Source organism: Luteibacter pinisoli (assembly GCF_006385595.1).
GTDB classification, from domain to species: Bacteria; Pseudomonadota; Gammaproteobacteria; order Xanthomonadales; family Rhodanobacteraceae; genus Luteibacter; species Luteibacter pinisoli.
Genome location: NZ_CP041046.1, coordinates 3982501 through 3995742 on the forward strand (window position 1 = coordinate 3982501; position 13242 = coordinate 3995742).

At 67.3% G+C, this 13242-nt stretch carries 13 protein-coding genes (1 of these 13 only partly in view); 3 read left to right on the forward strand and 10 right to left on the reverse strand.

The annotated features are described in order from the left end of the window. Both FIV34_RS21045 and FIV34_RS18065 read right to left on the reverse strand, forming a co-directional pair. On the reverse strand, positions 1 to 93 hold the 5' portion of the coding sequence (locus FIV34_RS21045; RefSeq protein ID WP_170207654.1) for a hypothetical protein. It extends 78 nt beyond the left edge of the window; 93 of the gene's 171 nt are visible here — the first part of the coding sequence; its start codon is at positions 91 to 93; its stop codon lies off the left edge, out of view. A 131-nt stretch (positions 94 to 224) separates the two neighbouring features. Then, positions 225 to 416 (reverse strand): rubredoxin, encoded by a 192-nt coding sequence (locus tag FIV34_RS18065; RefSeq protein ID WP_139984899.1) that lies wholly within the window; start codon positions 414 to 416, stop codon positions 225 to 227. A gap of 94 nt (positions 417 to 510) precedes the next feature. Here FIV34_RS18065 and thiE point away from each other — a divergent pair, with 94 nt between their 5' ends. Further along, positions 511 to 1161, forward strand: coding sequence for a thiamine phosphate synthase (gene thiE, locus FIV34_RS18070; RefSeq protein WP_139984900.1), 651 nt, complete (start codon positions 511 to 513; stop codon positions 1159 to 1161). Continuing rightward, the gene (hemL, locus tag FIV34_RS18075) at positions 1158 to 2438 is read left to right on the forward strand and encodes a glutamate-1-semialdehyde 2,1-aminomutase (RefSeq protein WP_139984901.1); all 1281 of its coding nucleotides are present in this window, start codon (positions 1158 to 1160) and stop codon (positions 2436 to 2438) included. The genes thiE and hemL overlap by 4 nt, the downstream gene beginning before the upstream one ends. Before the next feature lie 77 nt (positions 2439 to 2515). Here the strand turns inward: hemL and FIV34_RS18080 are convergent, their stop codons facing one another. From FIV34_RS18080 to FIV34_RS18105, 6 genes are all read right to left on the reverse strand, one after another. After that, positions 2516 to 3766 carry an acetylornithine/succinylornithine family transaminase gene (locus FIV34_RS18080; protein WP_139984902.1) on the reverse strand — a complete coding sequence of 417 codons (1251 nt, stop codon included), beginning with the start codon at positions 3764 to 3766 and terminating at the stop codon, positions 2516 to 2518. 411 nt (positions 3767 to 4177) lie between these two features. Then, on the reverse strand, positions 4178 to 5515 hold the full coding sequence (locus tag FIV34_RS18085) for a sigma-54 interaction domain-containing protein (RefSeq protein ID WP_139984903.1): 1338 nt from the start codon (positions 5513 to 5515) through the stop codon (positions 4178 to 4180). A gap of 215 nt (positions 5516 to 5730) precedes the next feature. Continuing rightward, the gene (locus FIV34_RS18090; RefSeq protein ID WP_139984904.1) at positions 5731 to 6546 is read right to left on the reverse strand and encodes an SDR family oxidoreductase; all 816 of its coding nucleotides are present in this window, start codon (positions 6544 to 6546) and stop codon (positions 5731 to 5733) included. Positions 6547 to 6556: 10 nt separating this feature from the next. After that, positions 6557 to 7162 carry an LON peptidase substrate-binding domain-containing protein gene (locus FIV34_RS18095; RefSeq protein WP_139984905.1) on the reverse strand — a complete coding sequence of 202 codons (606 nt, stop codon included), beginning with the start codon at positions 7160 to 7162 and terminating at the stop codon, positions 6557 to 6559. A 10-nt stretch (positions 7163 to 7172) separates the two neighbouring features. Continuing rightward, a complete protein-coding gene (gene mpl / locus FIV34_RS18100; protein WP_139984906.1) occupies positions 7173 to 8531 on the reverse strand; it encodes a UDP-N-acetylmuramate:L-alanyl-gamma-D-glutamyl-meso-diaminopimelate ligase in 1359 nt (452 codons plus the stop codon). A gap of 8 nt (positions 8532 to 8539) precedes the next feature. Next, positions 8540 to 9124 carry an adenylate kinase gene (locus tag FIV34_RS18105; protein WP_139984907.1) on the reverse strand — a complete coding sequence of 195 codons (585 nt, stop codon included), beginning with the start codon at positions 9122 to 9124 and terminating at the stop codon, positions 8540 to 8542. A 201-nt stretch (positions 9125 to 9325) separates the two neighbouring features. Here FIV34_RS18105 and FIV34_RS18110 point away from each other — a divergent pair, with 201 nt between their 5' ends. Continuing rightward, a complete protein-coding gene (locus FIV34_RS18110; RefSeq protein ID WP_139984908.1) occupies positions 9326 to 10582 on the forward strand; it encodes a 6-phosphofructokinase in 1257 nt (418 codons plus the stop codon). Here the strand turns inward: FIV34_RS18110 and FIV34_RS18115 are convergent. Both FIV34_RS18115 and FIV34_RS18120 read right to left on the reverse strand, forming a co-directional pair. Then, entirely contained in the window at positions 10579 to 11988 is a 1410-nt protein-coding gene (locus FIV34_RS18115) for a UdgX family uracil-DNA binding protein (RefSeq protein ID WP_139984909.1), read from the reverse strand. The genes FIV34_RS18110 and FIV34_RS18115 overlap by 4 nt on opposite strands. Then, entirely contained in the window at positions 11988 to 13202 is a 1215-nt protein-coding gene (locus FIV34_RS18120) for a putative DNA modification/repair radical SAM protein (protein WP_139984910.1), read from the reverse strand. Before FIV34_RS18120 ends, FIV34_RS18115 begins: the two co-directional genes overlap by 1 nt. Between the last annotated feature and the right edge of the window lie 40 nt (positions 13203 to 13242).

The following is a 13242-nucleotide window of genomic DNA, read 5'->3' on the forward strand; positions in this document are numbered from 1 at the left end:
GACGGGCGCGCGCGAGGCGGCCGGATCGGCCTGGTATGGCACCAGGGCCGCCAGGTCGTCCCACTGGTCGTTGAAGGGGATGAATTGCTGCATGGCCGCTTTCTCCGCATTCGGCCACGTTGCGTGGCCTTGGGATCATGAAAGCAGGCTTTTGGGCCGCCGGCGTGGCGGAATGAGGCGAAATGGTGTCAGCCTCATCCAACGCCGCGTGCGGGCCGGGTGACTCAGTCGATCTCGACCATCTCGAAGTCGTCCTTGGTCACGCCGCAGTCCGGGCATGTCCAGGTATCCGGGATATCTTCCCAGCGGGTACCGGGGGCGATGTCCTCGTCCGGAAGGCCCAGCGCTTCGTCATAAATGAAGCCGCAGACGACGCACATCCATTTGCGGGTTGCGGTATTGGTCTCGTTGCTCATGGCCTGGCGTACTGTTTCACTGGAAAGTCTCTCATTCTGTCACCCCCGGCGTTGCCGCGATAGCGCGGTGCCGTCTCACTAGCGAAGGATCCCCATGAGCACCCTCCTCCCTACCCAGCTCCGTGGCAAGGGCGTCTACGCCATCACCGACGGCCCCCGCGATGACCTGTTTGCGGCCGTGGAGGCGGCCCTGGCCGGCGGTGCGCGGCTGCTCCAGTACCGCGACAAGACGACGGATGCGGAGCGCCGCCTGCAGGAGGCCACCGAGCTGGCCTCGATCTGCGCCCGTTACGGGGTGCCCCTGATTATCAATGACGACGTCGCCCTGGCGAAGGCCACGGGTGCCGCCGGCGTGCACGTGGGCTTCCAGGATGTGTCGATCGCGGAGGCCCGGGCCGCCCTGGGCCCCGACGCCATCATCGGCGTCTCCTGCTACGGCTCGCTGGAGCGCGCCCGGCAGATGCGCGATGAGGGCGCGGATTACCTGGGTTTTGGCGCCATGTACCCTTCCACGACCAAGCCGCACGCCCCGGTGACCACCCACGACGTATTGACGCAGGCGGCCCAGCTGGGCCTTCCCGTCGTGGCGATTGGCGGCCTCACCCCCGACAATACAAAGACGGTGATCGATGCCGGCGCGGATTACGTGGCGGTGGTATCGGCCATTTTCGCGGCGCCGGACATCCAGGCCGCCACGCGCCGCTTCACCGATCTTTTCGACGCCCGTCCCGGAATCATTCAATGACCACGAACCACGAACTCTTTGCCCGCGCCCGCCAGCTGCTGCCCGGTGGCGTGAATTCGCCCGTCCGCGCCTTCAAGTCGGTGGGTGGCGAGCCGTTCTTCACCGCGCGCGCCGACGGTGCGTACCTGTGGGACGTGGAAGGCAAGCGCTATATCGACTACGTGGGCTCGTGGGGCCCGATGATCGCCGGGCACAACCACCCGGCGGTGCGCGAGGCGGTGGTGAAGGCGGCACAGGACGGCCTCTCCTTCGGCACCCCCTGCCCCGCTGAAGTGACCATGGCCGAGACGATCGTCGGCCTGATTCCCTCGGTGGACATGGTGCGCATGGTGAATTCGGGCACCGAGGCGACGATGTCGGCGATCCGCCTGGCCCGTGGCGCCACCGGCCGCAACAAGATCGTGAAGTTCGAGGGCTGTTACCACGGCCACGGCGACAGCTTCCTGGTGAAGGCCGGCTCCGGCGCGCTGACGTTTGGCGTGCCGACCTCGCCCGGCGTGCCGAAGGCCGCGGCCGACCTCACGCTGACGCTGCCGTACAACGACATCGACGCCGCGAAAGCTATGTTCGCGGAGCACGGTGCGGATATCGCCGGCCTGATCATCGAGCCGGTAGCCGGCAACATGAACTGCATCCCGCCGAAGGCCGGTTACCTGCAGGCACTGCGCGAGCTGTGCACGGCGCACGGCGTGCTGCTGATTTTCGACGAAGTGATGACTGGCTTCCGCGTCGCCCTGGGCGGTGCGCAGGCGCATTACGGCATCACGCCGGACCTCACCTGCTTCGGCAAGATCATCGGCGGCGGCATGCCGGTGGGTGCGTACGGCGGCCGCCGCGACCTGATGGAACAGGTGGCACCGGCGGGCCCGGTGTACCAGGCCGGCACGCTCTCGGGTAACCCGGTGGCCATGGCCGCGGGCCTGGCGATGCTCCAGCTGATCCAGGCGCCGGGCTTCTATGACGACCTCGCCGCACGCACCGTGAAGCTCACCGACGGCATTGCTGCCGCGGCGACGAAGCATGGCATCCCCTTCAGCGTGAATCGCGTGGGTGCGATGTTCGGCCTGTTCTTCACCGCGGAAACGGTGGAGACGTATGCGCAGGCGACCACGGCGGATGTCGCGGCGTTCAACCGCTTCTTCCACGGCATGCTGGAGCGTGGCGTGTATCTCGCGCCGTCGGCGTTTGAAGCGGGCTTCGTGTCGAGCGCGCACACGGATGCGGTGATCGACGAGACCATCGCGGCGGCGGATGCCGTCTTCGCAACGCTCGCCTGACGCGCCGGTAAAACCCGCAGGTAAAAAAAGGCCCCGGTGTTGCGCACCGGGGCCTTTGTTTTATCAGGCGACGTTGATCACGCCACCTTGGCCTCGCGGCTGGCGAACTCCGCCAGTGCCGCGTGCAGGCGTTCCAGGCCGGCGGCGGTTTCTTCGTCCGTGATGTTCAACGGCGGCACGATGCGCAGCACGTCCGGGCCCGCCTGCAGGATGAGCAGGCCATGCGCCGCGGCGATGTCGAGGATTTCGCCAGCGCGACCCTTGAACGTATCGCTGAGCACCGCGCCGATCATCAGGCCGCGGCCACGGATTTCCGAGAACAGATGGAATTCGTGGTTGAGCTTGTTGAGCCCGGCACGGATGTCGTTGGCCTGGCGCTCGACGTTGAGCAGGATGGCCGGCGAGGCAAGCTTGCGCAGGGCGACGCGTGCGACGGCGGCGGCCATCGGGTTGCCGCCGAACGTGGTGCCATGCGCACCGAACTGCATCACCTCGGAGACTTTCGCACCCACCAGCATCGCGCCGATCGGGAAACCGGCGCCGAGCGCCTTGGCCAGCGTGACGATGTCCGGCGTGACGTGGTCGTGCGTGTGCGCGAACAAGGTGCCGGTACGGCCCATGCCGCACTGGATTTCATCCAGCACCATCAGCGCGTTGTGGGCATCGCACAGTTCACGGATCTTCTTCAGGAAGCCCGGCGCGGCCGGCGTGACACCGCCTTCGCCCTGCACCGGCTCGACCATCACCGCGGCGACGCCGCCCTTGGCGAAGGCCTCTTCCAAAGCGGCTTCGTCGTTGAACGCCACGTAGCGGAAGCCACCCGGGAGCGGCTCGTAGCCCTCCTGGTACTTCGGCTGCGCGGTGGCCGTCACCGAGGCCAGCGTGCGGCCGTGGAACGAACCGAGGAAGGTGATGATGACGCGGTTTTCCGGGGCGCGGCCTTCGCCGGCGGCCCATTTGCGCACCAGCTTGATCGCGGCTTCGTTCGCTTCGGTACCGGAGTTGCACAGGAACACGCGCTCGGCGAACGGCGCGTGCTCGACCAGTTCTTCCGCGAGGCGCAGCGGCGGCTCGGTCCAGAACACGTTGCTGGCGTGCCACAGCTTGTGCGCCTGGGCGACGAGGGCCTCGACCATGTCGGGCTCCTGGTGGCCCAGGGCGTTCACGGCGATGCCGGCACCAAAATCAAGGTAGTCGCGGCCTTCGGTGTCCCACACGCGCGCGCCCTTGCCGTGGTCGAGGACGACATCACGGGGACGGTAAACGGACAACCAATAGCGCTTGCCCAGGCCGATGAGATCGGAGGGTTCGACAGGATGCGACGACATGTAACGACTCCCGGACCCGGCCGCAGCGCCTGGCCCCAAACAGTAACGGATGGAATCGCACGGTACGTTCTGCGGTCCGACATCGATCCGATGCCCGCGCGCCGATGGTGCACCGCGCCGGATCCCCATCGTATAAGGCGCGGGCCGCGCGGACAACGCCTGTTCCGTTGTTGTAACGGCCTGTTACAGAACGCTACAGCCGATGAACGAAGCGAAAATCGGCAGAAGGTAGAAATTCCTTGCGAATCAACAGGCGGCCCGGGTGGCATGCGGCTTGCTCCATCCCTTGTGAGGCCCTGGAAAGCCACGGTGTTCGCTCGACCGACGACCCTGCCAAGCCGGACGATCGAACGGGAACTCCCGGTCCCCCAGAGGACCGGGAGTTTTCTTTTCCGTAGGGGAGCCGCGGCGCTACCGCAATTGATCGAGGGCCAGCTGGTGCTTCTTGCACAGCCGATACACCGTGACGCGGGAGACCCGGAGCCGGCGAGCGCACTCGCTGATGTTGAAGGCGCTCGCCCGCAGGCAATCCACGATGGCCTCGCGCTCGGCCGAAGTGCGTGCACTGCCCAGGCTGTCGCGGTCGATGCCCGGGAGATCGGCATTGAGCTCGAGGTCGTCCGGGGTGATCAGCGCATCGTCGGCGATGACCGCCGCCCGCTGCACCCGGTTCATCAGCTCCCGGACGTTGCCCGGCCAGGCGAAGGCATTCATGGCCTTGCGCGCGGCCGTGCTGAAGGCGCGGGCGCGGGTGCCGTAGCTTTCGCGGAAGGCATCCAGGAAGTGCTGGGCCAGCAGTTCGATATCGCCGTTGCGTTCGCGCAGCGGCGGCATGCGCAGGCGCAGGACGTTGAGGCGGTAGAACAGGTCTTCACGGAAGCGGCCCTGGGCCACCGCCTTTTCCAGGTCCACGTGGGTGGCGGCCAGGACGCGCACGTTCACCTTGATGGAATGGCAGCTGCCGATGCGCTCGATGGTGCCTTCCTGCAGCACGCGCAGCAGGTTGGTCTGGGCATCCAGCGGCAGGTCGCCGATTTCGTCGAGGAACACGGTGCCGCCGTCGGCGCTTTCGAAATGACCGATGCGCCGGGCCGTGGCGCCGGTGAACGAGCCCCGCTCATGGCCGAACAGTTCGGACTGCACGAGGTTGGCCGGCAAGGCGCCGCAGTTGATGGCGGCGAACGGCTGCTCGCGGCGGCCGGAAAGCTGGTGAAGGGCCCGGGCGGCCATCTCCTTGCCGGTACCGGTTTCGCCGGTGATCAGCAGCGGGAGCTCCACCGGGGCAAATTTGCGGATGTTCTGCGAAAGCGCGCGGATCGCCGGGCTATTGCCGGTCATCACGCTGGGCTGGTCGTCATCAGGCACGGGAAGTCCGTCGGCGGGCACGCGTTGCAGCGCCAGGCGCAGCGCCTGGAGCGAGGACGCACCGTCGATCAGCTCGAAAGCCTGCGGCAGTACATGCTGGATGGAAGGTTCGTTGGCCGGCGTGCGATGGCCGGTAAGCCCGATCCAGGCCAGGCCCGGATGGTTCCCACGCAGTTCCTGGAGCACGCGCACGGCCGCCTGGGCACCTGCCCGGAGGTCCACGACGGCAATGGCCGTCTCCCCGCATTCCGGCAACGCGCTGTCCAGCCGGGCCGGGTCGGCCACCAGCGTGCGCCAGCCGGCCCGTATCAGTCCGAAATGTTCTTCAACGCTCGGCCTACCTACCCAGACGACGCACCGCCCCGTCGATTCCCCGCGCGACATGCCTGCTCCTCAACACGTTCAGTGGCCTGCTGCCGGCTGTAGCGGGTTCACCCTTGGACCCGCCGCCGGCACCCCCTGCAGGCCGGCAAGCCCCACACCGTTGCGTGTCATGTCATGCCACGCGACGACGAACTGACGTTACCCCGGCATGCAAAAACCGGCCATACACCAAACGGGCTAGCTCACACAGCGGTTGGAGTGGCGTTTTGCGCTTGCTAGAGAAACAAGTCCGGTAGTAGTGGCTGCCCCGGGGTGACGGCGTAGTGATCGAAATCCGTCACGCCTTCTTCACGCAAAACGTCTTCGTCGATGCAGAAGTGGCCGGTGAAGCTGCGCGCCGGGCGGGTCAGCACCGCATGCGCGGCATCGGCCACGATCTCGGGGCGGCGGCAGTTGTCGGCCTTCACCCCGTCGATCATCGCGATGGCTGCCGTGGCGATCACGGTTTTCGGCCACAGCGCATTGACGGCCACGCCCATCGGCGCGAACTCGGGCGCCATGCCGAGCACGCACTGGCTCATCCCGAACTTGGCGATGGTGTACGCCACGTGCGGTGCGTACCAGTGCGGGTCGATGCTCGGCGGTGGCGAGAGCATCAACACGTGCGGGTTTTCGGCGTCTTTCAGGAACGGCAGGCAGGCCTGCGTGACGAGGAACGTGCCGCGCGTGTTCACCTGGTGCATCAGGTCGAAACGCTTCATCGGCGTGTTCTCGGTGCCCGCCAGCCAGATGGCGCTGGCGTTGTTCACCACGATGTCGATGCCACCGAAACGCTCGGCCGCAGTGGCCGCGGCCATGCGCACTTCGTCTTCCTCGCGGATATCCACTTTCAGCGCGAGCGCCTTGCCGCCCGCCGCTTCGATCTCCGCGGCGGCGGTGTGGATGGTGCCGGGCAGCTTCGGATTGGCGACGCTGCTCTTCGCGGCGATCACCACGTTGGCGCCATCGCGCGCGGCGCGCAGGCCGATCGCCAGGCCGATGCCGCGGGAGGCACCAGTGATAAACAGGGTCTTCCCGGCAAGCGATGTCATGGCGGCGTACTCAGGCGCGCTGGAAGCGCGGGAGGATGTCTCGAAGTTCGGCGAGGCGTTGCAGCGGATCGTCCAGCTCGAGCATGTGCTGGCATTCGTCCGGATCCAGCGGCAGCAGTTCGCACAGGCGGAAACCCACCCAGCTTGCATCGCTGTCGGCACGGCCGGCGATGTCGTGCCGCCACGGCGGGCCCATCTGTTCGGCGAGGCGCTCGAGGATGGTGGTGAGCAGGTTGAGCTCGGTGGGTACCGGGATCGATTCTTCCGGCAGCCACGTTTTGATGTCACCACGCACCTGGCCATCCGAACGCACGCGCGTGCGCGTGACGCGGAAGCGCTGGCCGCCTTCGGCGACGATGCCGAGCAGGCCATCTTCGCGGGTGTGGAAATCGGTGATGGTCGCCAGGGTGCCCACCGCGGCGGGCACGGCCGGCTGGCCGGCTTCGCGGCCCTCAAGGATCAGGCAGACGCCGAAGCTACGGCCTGTGCGTGCGCATTCGCGGACGAGGTCGATGTAGCGCGGTTCGAAAATCCGCAGCTGCAGATGCCCGCCCGGGAACAGGACATTCGCCAGGGGGAACAGCGGGAGGTCGAGGGTGGGCGTGCTCGCGGCCATGCCCACCAGTCTAACCTGCGCGGAGCGCCGTGAAGAAGCGGCGCGGTGCGCCTTCGAAGCCGCCGTTGGACATGAACACCACGTGGTCCCCCTCACCGGCCTGGGTGGCCAGCGCGTCGACCAGGGCCTCCACCGTCGGCACCGTGGTTCCGCGTCCGTCGAGGGCACCGGTGACCTTGCCGGCGTCCCACGGCAGTTCGGGGCGCTGCAGGAACACCACGCGGTCCGCATCGGCCAGCGAAGGCGCGAGCGCGTCGGCGTGCGCACCCAGGCGCATGCTGTTCGAGCGCGGCTCCAGCGCGACAAGGATGCGTGCCTTGCCAACCTTCGCGCGCAACCCGGCCAGCGTGGTGGCGATGGCGGTCGGGTGATGGGCGAAGTCGTCGTACACGGTAACGCCGCGGGCGTCCCCGATGACTTCCATGCGCCGGCGGGCGCTGGCAAAGCTCGTGAAGGCCGGCAGCAGGGCCACCGGATCCGCACCGTGCGCCGTGGCCGCGGCGAGCGCGGCCAGCGCGTTCATCACGTTATGCCGGCCCAGCGAGCCCCAGCGGACCTCGCCCAGCGGCGTGCCCTGGCGGATCACCCGGAAATGCGAGCCGTCGGCGGCGATGAGCTCCGCGCGCCAGTCGCCGGTATCGATGCCGAAGGTTTCCACCGGCGTCCACGCACCCATGGCCAGCACCTCGGCCAGGTACGGGTCTTCGCCATTGACGATGAGCCGGCCGTTGCCGGGCACCGTGCGCACGAGGTGGTGGAACTGGCGCTGGATGGCGGCCACGTCGGGGAAGATATCCGCGTGGTCGTATTCCAGGTTGTTGAGGATGGCGATGCGCGGCCGGTAGTGGACGAACTTCGAGCGCTTGTCGAAGAAGGCCGAGTCGTACTCGTCCGCCTCGATGACGAAGGGCTTGCCCCCACCGCGCCGTGCCGAGACATCGAAGTTGCCGGGCACGCCGCCGATCAGGAACCCCGGATCCATGCCGGCCTGCTCGAGCAGGTGCGCCAGCAGGGCCGTGGTGGTGGTCTTGCCGTGCGTGCCGGCCACCGCGAGTACCTCGCGGCCACCGAGCAGGGTTTCGCCCAGCCACTGCGGGCCGGAGATGTAGCGCATGCCCTCGTTGAGCATGGCTTCCACCGCCGGGTTGCCGCGGATCATCGCGTTGCCGACCACCACCAGGTCCGGTGCCGGATGCAGGTGGTCCGCCGTGTAGCCCTGCATCAGCCCGATGCCGAGGGCTTCGAGCTGGGTGCTCATGGGCGGGTACACGTTGGCGTCGGAGCCCTCGACCTGGAGGCCGAGTTCGCGCGCGAGGGCGGCGACGCCGCCCATGAAGGTGCCGCAGATACCAAGGATGTGGACGCGCATGGGTTAGATCAGGCGCTGGCGGCCTGGACGCCACCCGGCAGGACATCGAGCACGCGCTGGGTCACGTCGTCGAGTTCACCGACGCCATCGACCACCTGCAGCTTGCCGCGCTGCTTGTAGAAATCGGCCACCGGGGCGGTCTGGTCGGCATAGATGCCGAGGCGACGCTTGACCGTGTCCGGATTGTCGTCCGGGCGGCCTTCCTTCTCGAAACGGACTTCGCAGCGATCGATGATGGCCGAATCCGGCACCTCGAGCTTCACCACCACGTCCAGCGGCTGGCCGATGCGGGCCAGCACGGTGTCCAGCGCGTCGGCCTGGGCCAGGTTGCGAGGGTAGCCGTCGAGGATGAAGCCCGGCTTGGCGTCCGGCTCACCCAGGCGGTGCTCGATGATGCCCAGCATGATGTCGTCCGGCAGCAGCTGGCCGGCGTCCATCAGGCCCTTGGCCTTCAGGCCGAGTTCGGTGCCTGCCTTGATCTCACCGCGCAGAAGATCGCCGGTGGAGATGTGCGGAACGCCGAGGCGCTCCTTCAGGCGGGTGGCCTGGGTGCCCTTGCCCGAACCGGGGGCGCCGAAAAGCACGAGTCGCATTGATGCTCCAAATAACCGGGTGGGCGGGATAAACCCGCCACCGGGCACAAGAAAATGGGTCCCAAGGTAACGGGAGGGGCGCCGCCGCGTCAAACGGATGCCACATGGGCGTGGCAGTGCGCCGCAGGGGCCGCTTTCAAGCCACGGCCACGCCTGACGGGTTAACCTCGGGCCCTCGACAGCCCCAGAAGGAAGCGCAGCATGGCCGCCGGTAAGATCCTTTACGCCCAGTCGGGCGGTGTCTCCGCCGTCATCAACGCCACCGCCGCGGGGGTCATCGAGACCGCCCGCGACAAGGGTATCCCGGTCTATGCCGCCCGCAACGGCATCCTTGGCGCCCTGCGCGAGGACCTGATCGATACCACCAAGGAAGCCAAGGCCAATATCGCCGCGCTGAAGCACACGCCCGGCGGCGCCTTCGGTTCCTGCCGCTACAAGCTGAAGTCGCTGGAGGAGAACCGGGCCGAGTACGAGCGCCTGATCGAGGTGTTCAAGGCGCACGACATCCGTACCTTCCTCTACAACGGCGGCAACGACTCGGCGGACACCGCGAACAAGGTGGCGAAGATCGGCCACACGCTGGGCTACGAGGTGAACTGCATCGGCGTGCCGAAAACCATTGATAACGACCTCGTGGTGACCGACAACTGCCCGGGCTTCGGCTCGGTGGCCAAGTACACCGCTATCGCCGTGCGCGAGACCGGCCTGGACGTGGCCTCCATGGCGGACACCTCGACCAAGGTGTTCATCATGGAGGTGATGGGTCGCCACGCGGGCTGGATCGCCGCCGCCGCGGGCCTGGCCGGCAGCAAGCCGGGCGATGCGCCGCACATCATCCTGTTCCCGGAAAACGTGTTCGACCCGGAAACGTTCCTCGCCCGGGTGAAGGCCACGGTGGAGAAAGTGGGCTGGTGCTCGGTGGTGGTGTCCGAGGGCGTGAAGGGTGCCGACGGCAAGTTCCTCGCCGAATCCGGCGCCCGCGACGCGTTTGGCCACGCGCAGCTCGGCGGCGCGTCGCCGGTGCTGGCCGCGCTGGTGCGCGAGAAGCTCGGCTACAAATACCACTGGGCCCTGCCCGACTACCTGCAGCGCTCGGCGCGCCACATCGCCTCGAAGGTGGACGTGGAACAGGCCTATGCGGTGGGCAAGAAGGCGGTGGAATACGCGGCCGAAGGACTGAACGCCGTGATGCCGGTGATCGTGCGGACCTCGGAAGAGCCGTACAAGTGGAAGATTGAAGCGGCGCCGCTGGACAAGATCGCCAACCAGGAAAAGAAGATGCCGAAGGCCTTCATCTCGAAGGATGGCTTTGGCATCACGGCGGCGGCACGGCGTTACCTGGCGCCGCTGATCATGGGCGAGGCACCGCCGCCGTATGGGGAGGATGGTTTGCCGGTGTATGTGACGTTGAAGAACACGTCGGTGCCGAAGAAGCTGAAGAAGTTCGTGCCAGCCTAATCCAGCACTTCGCGTATGCGGCCAAGGTCTTCGACGAACGCCGCATACGCCTGCTCCCGCTCCGCCTCGCCCGGCAGCCGCAACAGGTACGACGGATGCACCGTTGCCATGGCCCGGCGTCCGTCGGGCAGCGTGATCCACTGGCCGCGCTGCGCCATCAGCCGGAACGACGCCCCGAACACGGCCTGCGCTGCCATCGCGCCGAGGCATACCAGCGCCACCGGCTGGATCCGGTCGATCTCCGCCGCCAGCCACGGCCGGCAGGCGGCCTGTTCGTCAGCGTTCGCGCGCTTGTGGATGCGCCGCTTGCCGCGCGGCTCGAACTTGAAATGCTTGACGGTGTTGGTGACGTACATGGCCTCGCGTGGCACGCCCGCGTCCTCGAGGGCCTTGTCGAACACCTTGCCCGCCGGGCCGACGAAGGGTTTCCCCGCGAGGTCTTCCTGGTCGCCCGGCTGTTCGCCGATGACGACGATGCGCGCATCCGCCGGCCCTTCGCCGAACACGGTCTGCGTCGCCGGCCGCCATAGCTCGCAGGCGCGGCAGTCTTTCGCCTGGCGGCGCAGCGCGGTGAGGCTGCCTTCCGGAGCGTCTTCCACGGCCTTCTGCAGTGGCGCCACCTTCTTCTTCGGCACCGTGGCTTCTTTCTCGACCATGGCCTGCATCCGCGGCAACGCATCGCGCACCAGGCCGGGGATCAGCGACGCCTCGGGCAGGTTCTTCCAGTACTTCACCGGCATCTCGCGGCGCATCGCGTCCACCTTCAACCGCGCGGGATTGAAGATGCTTGAGTAGTACGTGCGCCAGAGATCCTCCAGCGCGTCGCCCGACGGGGCATCCGCGCGGCTCGCCCCCGGCCCGAACGCCAGCGTCTCGCCATCCCAGTGCGCGGTGCGCGACGGTGTCAGCAGCGACCAGCGCATGCCCGTGAAGCGGCGAACGAAGAACGGTGCGACGCGGGTGACGATGTCGTGGTCCGGCTCGAACCAGGCGACGTAGACGGTGCCTTCGTCCACGGCCACTTCGCGGAAGCGGACGAAGGCCTTCATCTTGTGCATGTCGCGGTTCACCTGCTTCACGCAGGTGTGTGCCCAGGCCACGTCGTCATCCGTGGCGATCGCCAGCAGGCCCTTCTCGCCGTGGGTAAGCCGCCACAGCATGCGATAGAGCACGGCGTGCCGCCGCGGGTCCGAATGCGCCAACACGGTGTTCGCCAGGTTGAGGAAGTCGCGCGGTACCGCGGGGACGGGCGCATCGAGCGGTGGCGGCACGGCATCGTCACCGCCGAACAGGCTCATGCCTTCCCAGTCCACATCCACGGGCTCCACGCCGGCAAGCAGCAGCGCGCGTGCCTTGCCGCGCCATTCGCCCAGGTCACTGGAGTCGGCCAGGGTAACCCGCAGCATCAGCCGAACAGATCGGGCTGTGCCGGCTCGCGCAGGTCCTGGCGGAGCATGAAGCTTTCGCGGTCGCCGCGCGGACGGTGGTCCACCGTCTCCACGAACGGCGCCACCTTCTTCACCGGCACGCGCAGGCGGATGAGGTCCGCGTAGCGGATGCGCTTGAGCCCGCGCATGGCGATCATCTTGTCCACGGTTTTCACGCCGAGGCCGGGCACGCGCAAGAGCATGTCGCGCGATGCGCGATTGACGTCCACGGGAAACTGCTCGCGGTGGCGCAGCGCCCAGGCGAGCTTCGGATCGACATCCAGCGAAAGCATGCCGTCGTCACCCGGCGGCGCGATCTCGTCGGCGCGGAAGCCGTAGAAACGCATCAGCCAGTCGGCCTGGTAGAGGCGATGTTCGCGCACCAGCGGTGGCGGCTTCAGCGGGAGGATCTTCGACGCGTCCGGGATCGGGCTGAAGGCCGAGTAGTAAACGCGGCGCAGCCGGTAGTTGGTATAGAGGTTGGTGCTGGCAGTGAGCACGTCGCGATCGCTCGCGCTGTCCGCGCCGACGATCATCTGCGTGCTCTGCCCCGCCGGTGCGAAGCGCGGCGCCTTCTTCTCGGCCCTGGCCTCGTCGATGGACAGGCGCAGGCGACCCATGGCGCTGCGGATATCGCCGAGGTCTTTCTCCGGCGCCAGCGCCTTGAGCCCGCCTTCGGTCGGCATCTCCACGTTGATGCTCAGGCGATCCGCCCAGCGGCCGGCCGCGTCGATCAGTTCCGGCGACGCATCGGGAATCGTCTTCAGATGGATGTACCCACCGAACTTGTGATCCACGCGCAGGGAACGCGCGACGCGGACCAGCTGCTCCATCGTGTAATCCGGCGACTGGATGATCCCCGACGAGAGGAACAACCCTTCGATGTAGTTGCGGCGGTAGAACTCCAGGGTAAGGTTCACCACTTCTTCCGCCGTGAAGCGGGCGCGCTGCACGTTGCTGCTGCGGCGATTGACGCAGTACACGCAGTCGTACACGCAGAAGTTGGTCAGCAGGATCTTCAACAGCGAAATACAGCGCCCGTCCGGCGCATACGCGTGGCAGATCCCCATGCCTTCCGTGGAGCCGATGCCCCCGGTGCCGAGCGAGTTGCGCCCCTTGCCGCCACTGGACGAGCACGAGGCATCGTACTTGGCGGCATCGGCGAGGATGGCGAGTTTGTCGGACAGTTTCATGGGTGCGGTTATGGTGCCTTTTTCGCCTCCTTGCCGCGTG

Excerpts from the sequence above, each read along its gene's own strand:
- FIV34_RS18065 (WP_139984899.1), bottom strand. The coding sequence starts at position 416 with ATGAGCAACGAGACCAATACCGCAACCCGCAAATGGATGTGCGTCGTC.
- thiE (WP_139984900.1), top strand. The coding sequence starts at position 511 with ATGAGCACCCTCCTCCCTACCCAGCTCCGTGGCAAGGGCGTCTACGCC.
- hemL (WP_139984901.1), top strand. The coding sequence starts at position 1,158 with ATGACCACGAACCACGAACTCTTTGCCCGCGCCCGCCAGCTGCTGCCC.
- FIV34_RS18080 (WP_139984902.1), bottom strand. The coding sequence starts at position 3,766 with ATGTCGTCGCATCCTGTCGAACCCTCCGATCTCATCGGCCTGGGCAAG.
- FIV34_RS18085 (WP_139984903.1), bottom strand. The coding sequence starts at position 5,515 with ATGTCGCGCGGGGAATCGACGGGGCGGTGCGTCGTCTGGGTAGGTAGG.
- FIV34_RS18090 (WP_139984904.1), bottom strand. The coding sequence starts at position 6,546 with ATGACATCGCTTGCCGGGAAGACCCTGTTTATCACTGGTGCCTCCCGC.
- FIV34_RS18095 (WP_139984905.1), bottom strand. The coding sequence starts at position 7,162 with ATGGCCGCGAGCACGCCCACCCTCGACCTCCCGCTGTTCCCCCTGGCG.
- mpl (WP_139984906.1), bottom strand. The coding sequence starts at position 8,531 with ATGCGCGTCCACATCCTTGGTATCTGCGGCACCTTCATGGGCGGCGTC.
- FIV34_RS18105 (WP_139984907.1), bottom strand. The coding sequence starts at position 9,124 with ATGCGACTCGTGCTTTTCGGCGCCCCCGGTTCGGGCAAGGGCACCCAG.
- FIV34_RS18110 (WP_139984908.1), top strand. The coding sequence starts at position 9,326 with ATGGCCGCCGGTAAGATCCTTTACGCCCAGTCGGGCGGTGTCTCCGCC.
- FIV34_RS18115 (WP_139984909.1), bottom strand. The coding sequence starts at position 11,988 with ATGCTGCGGGTTACCCTGGCCGACTCCAGTGACCTGGGCGAATGGCGC.
- FIV34_RS18120 (WP_139984910.1), bottom strand. The coding sequence starts at position 13,202 with ATGAAACTGTCCGACAAACTCGCCATCCTCGCCGATGCCGCCAAGTAC.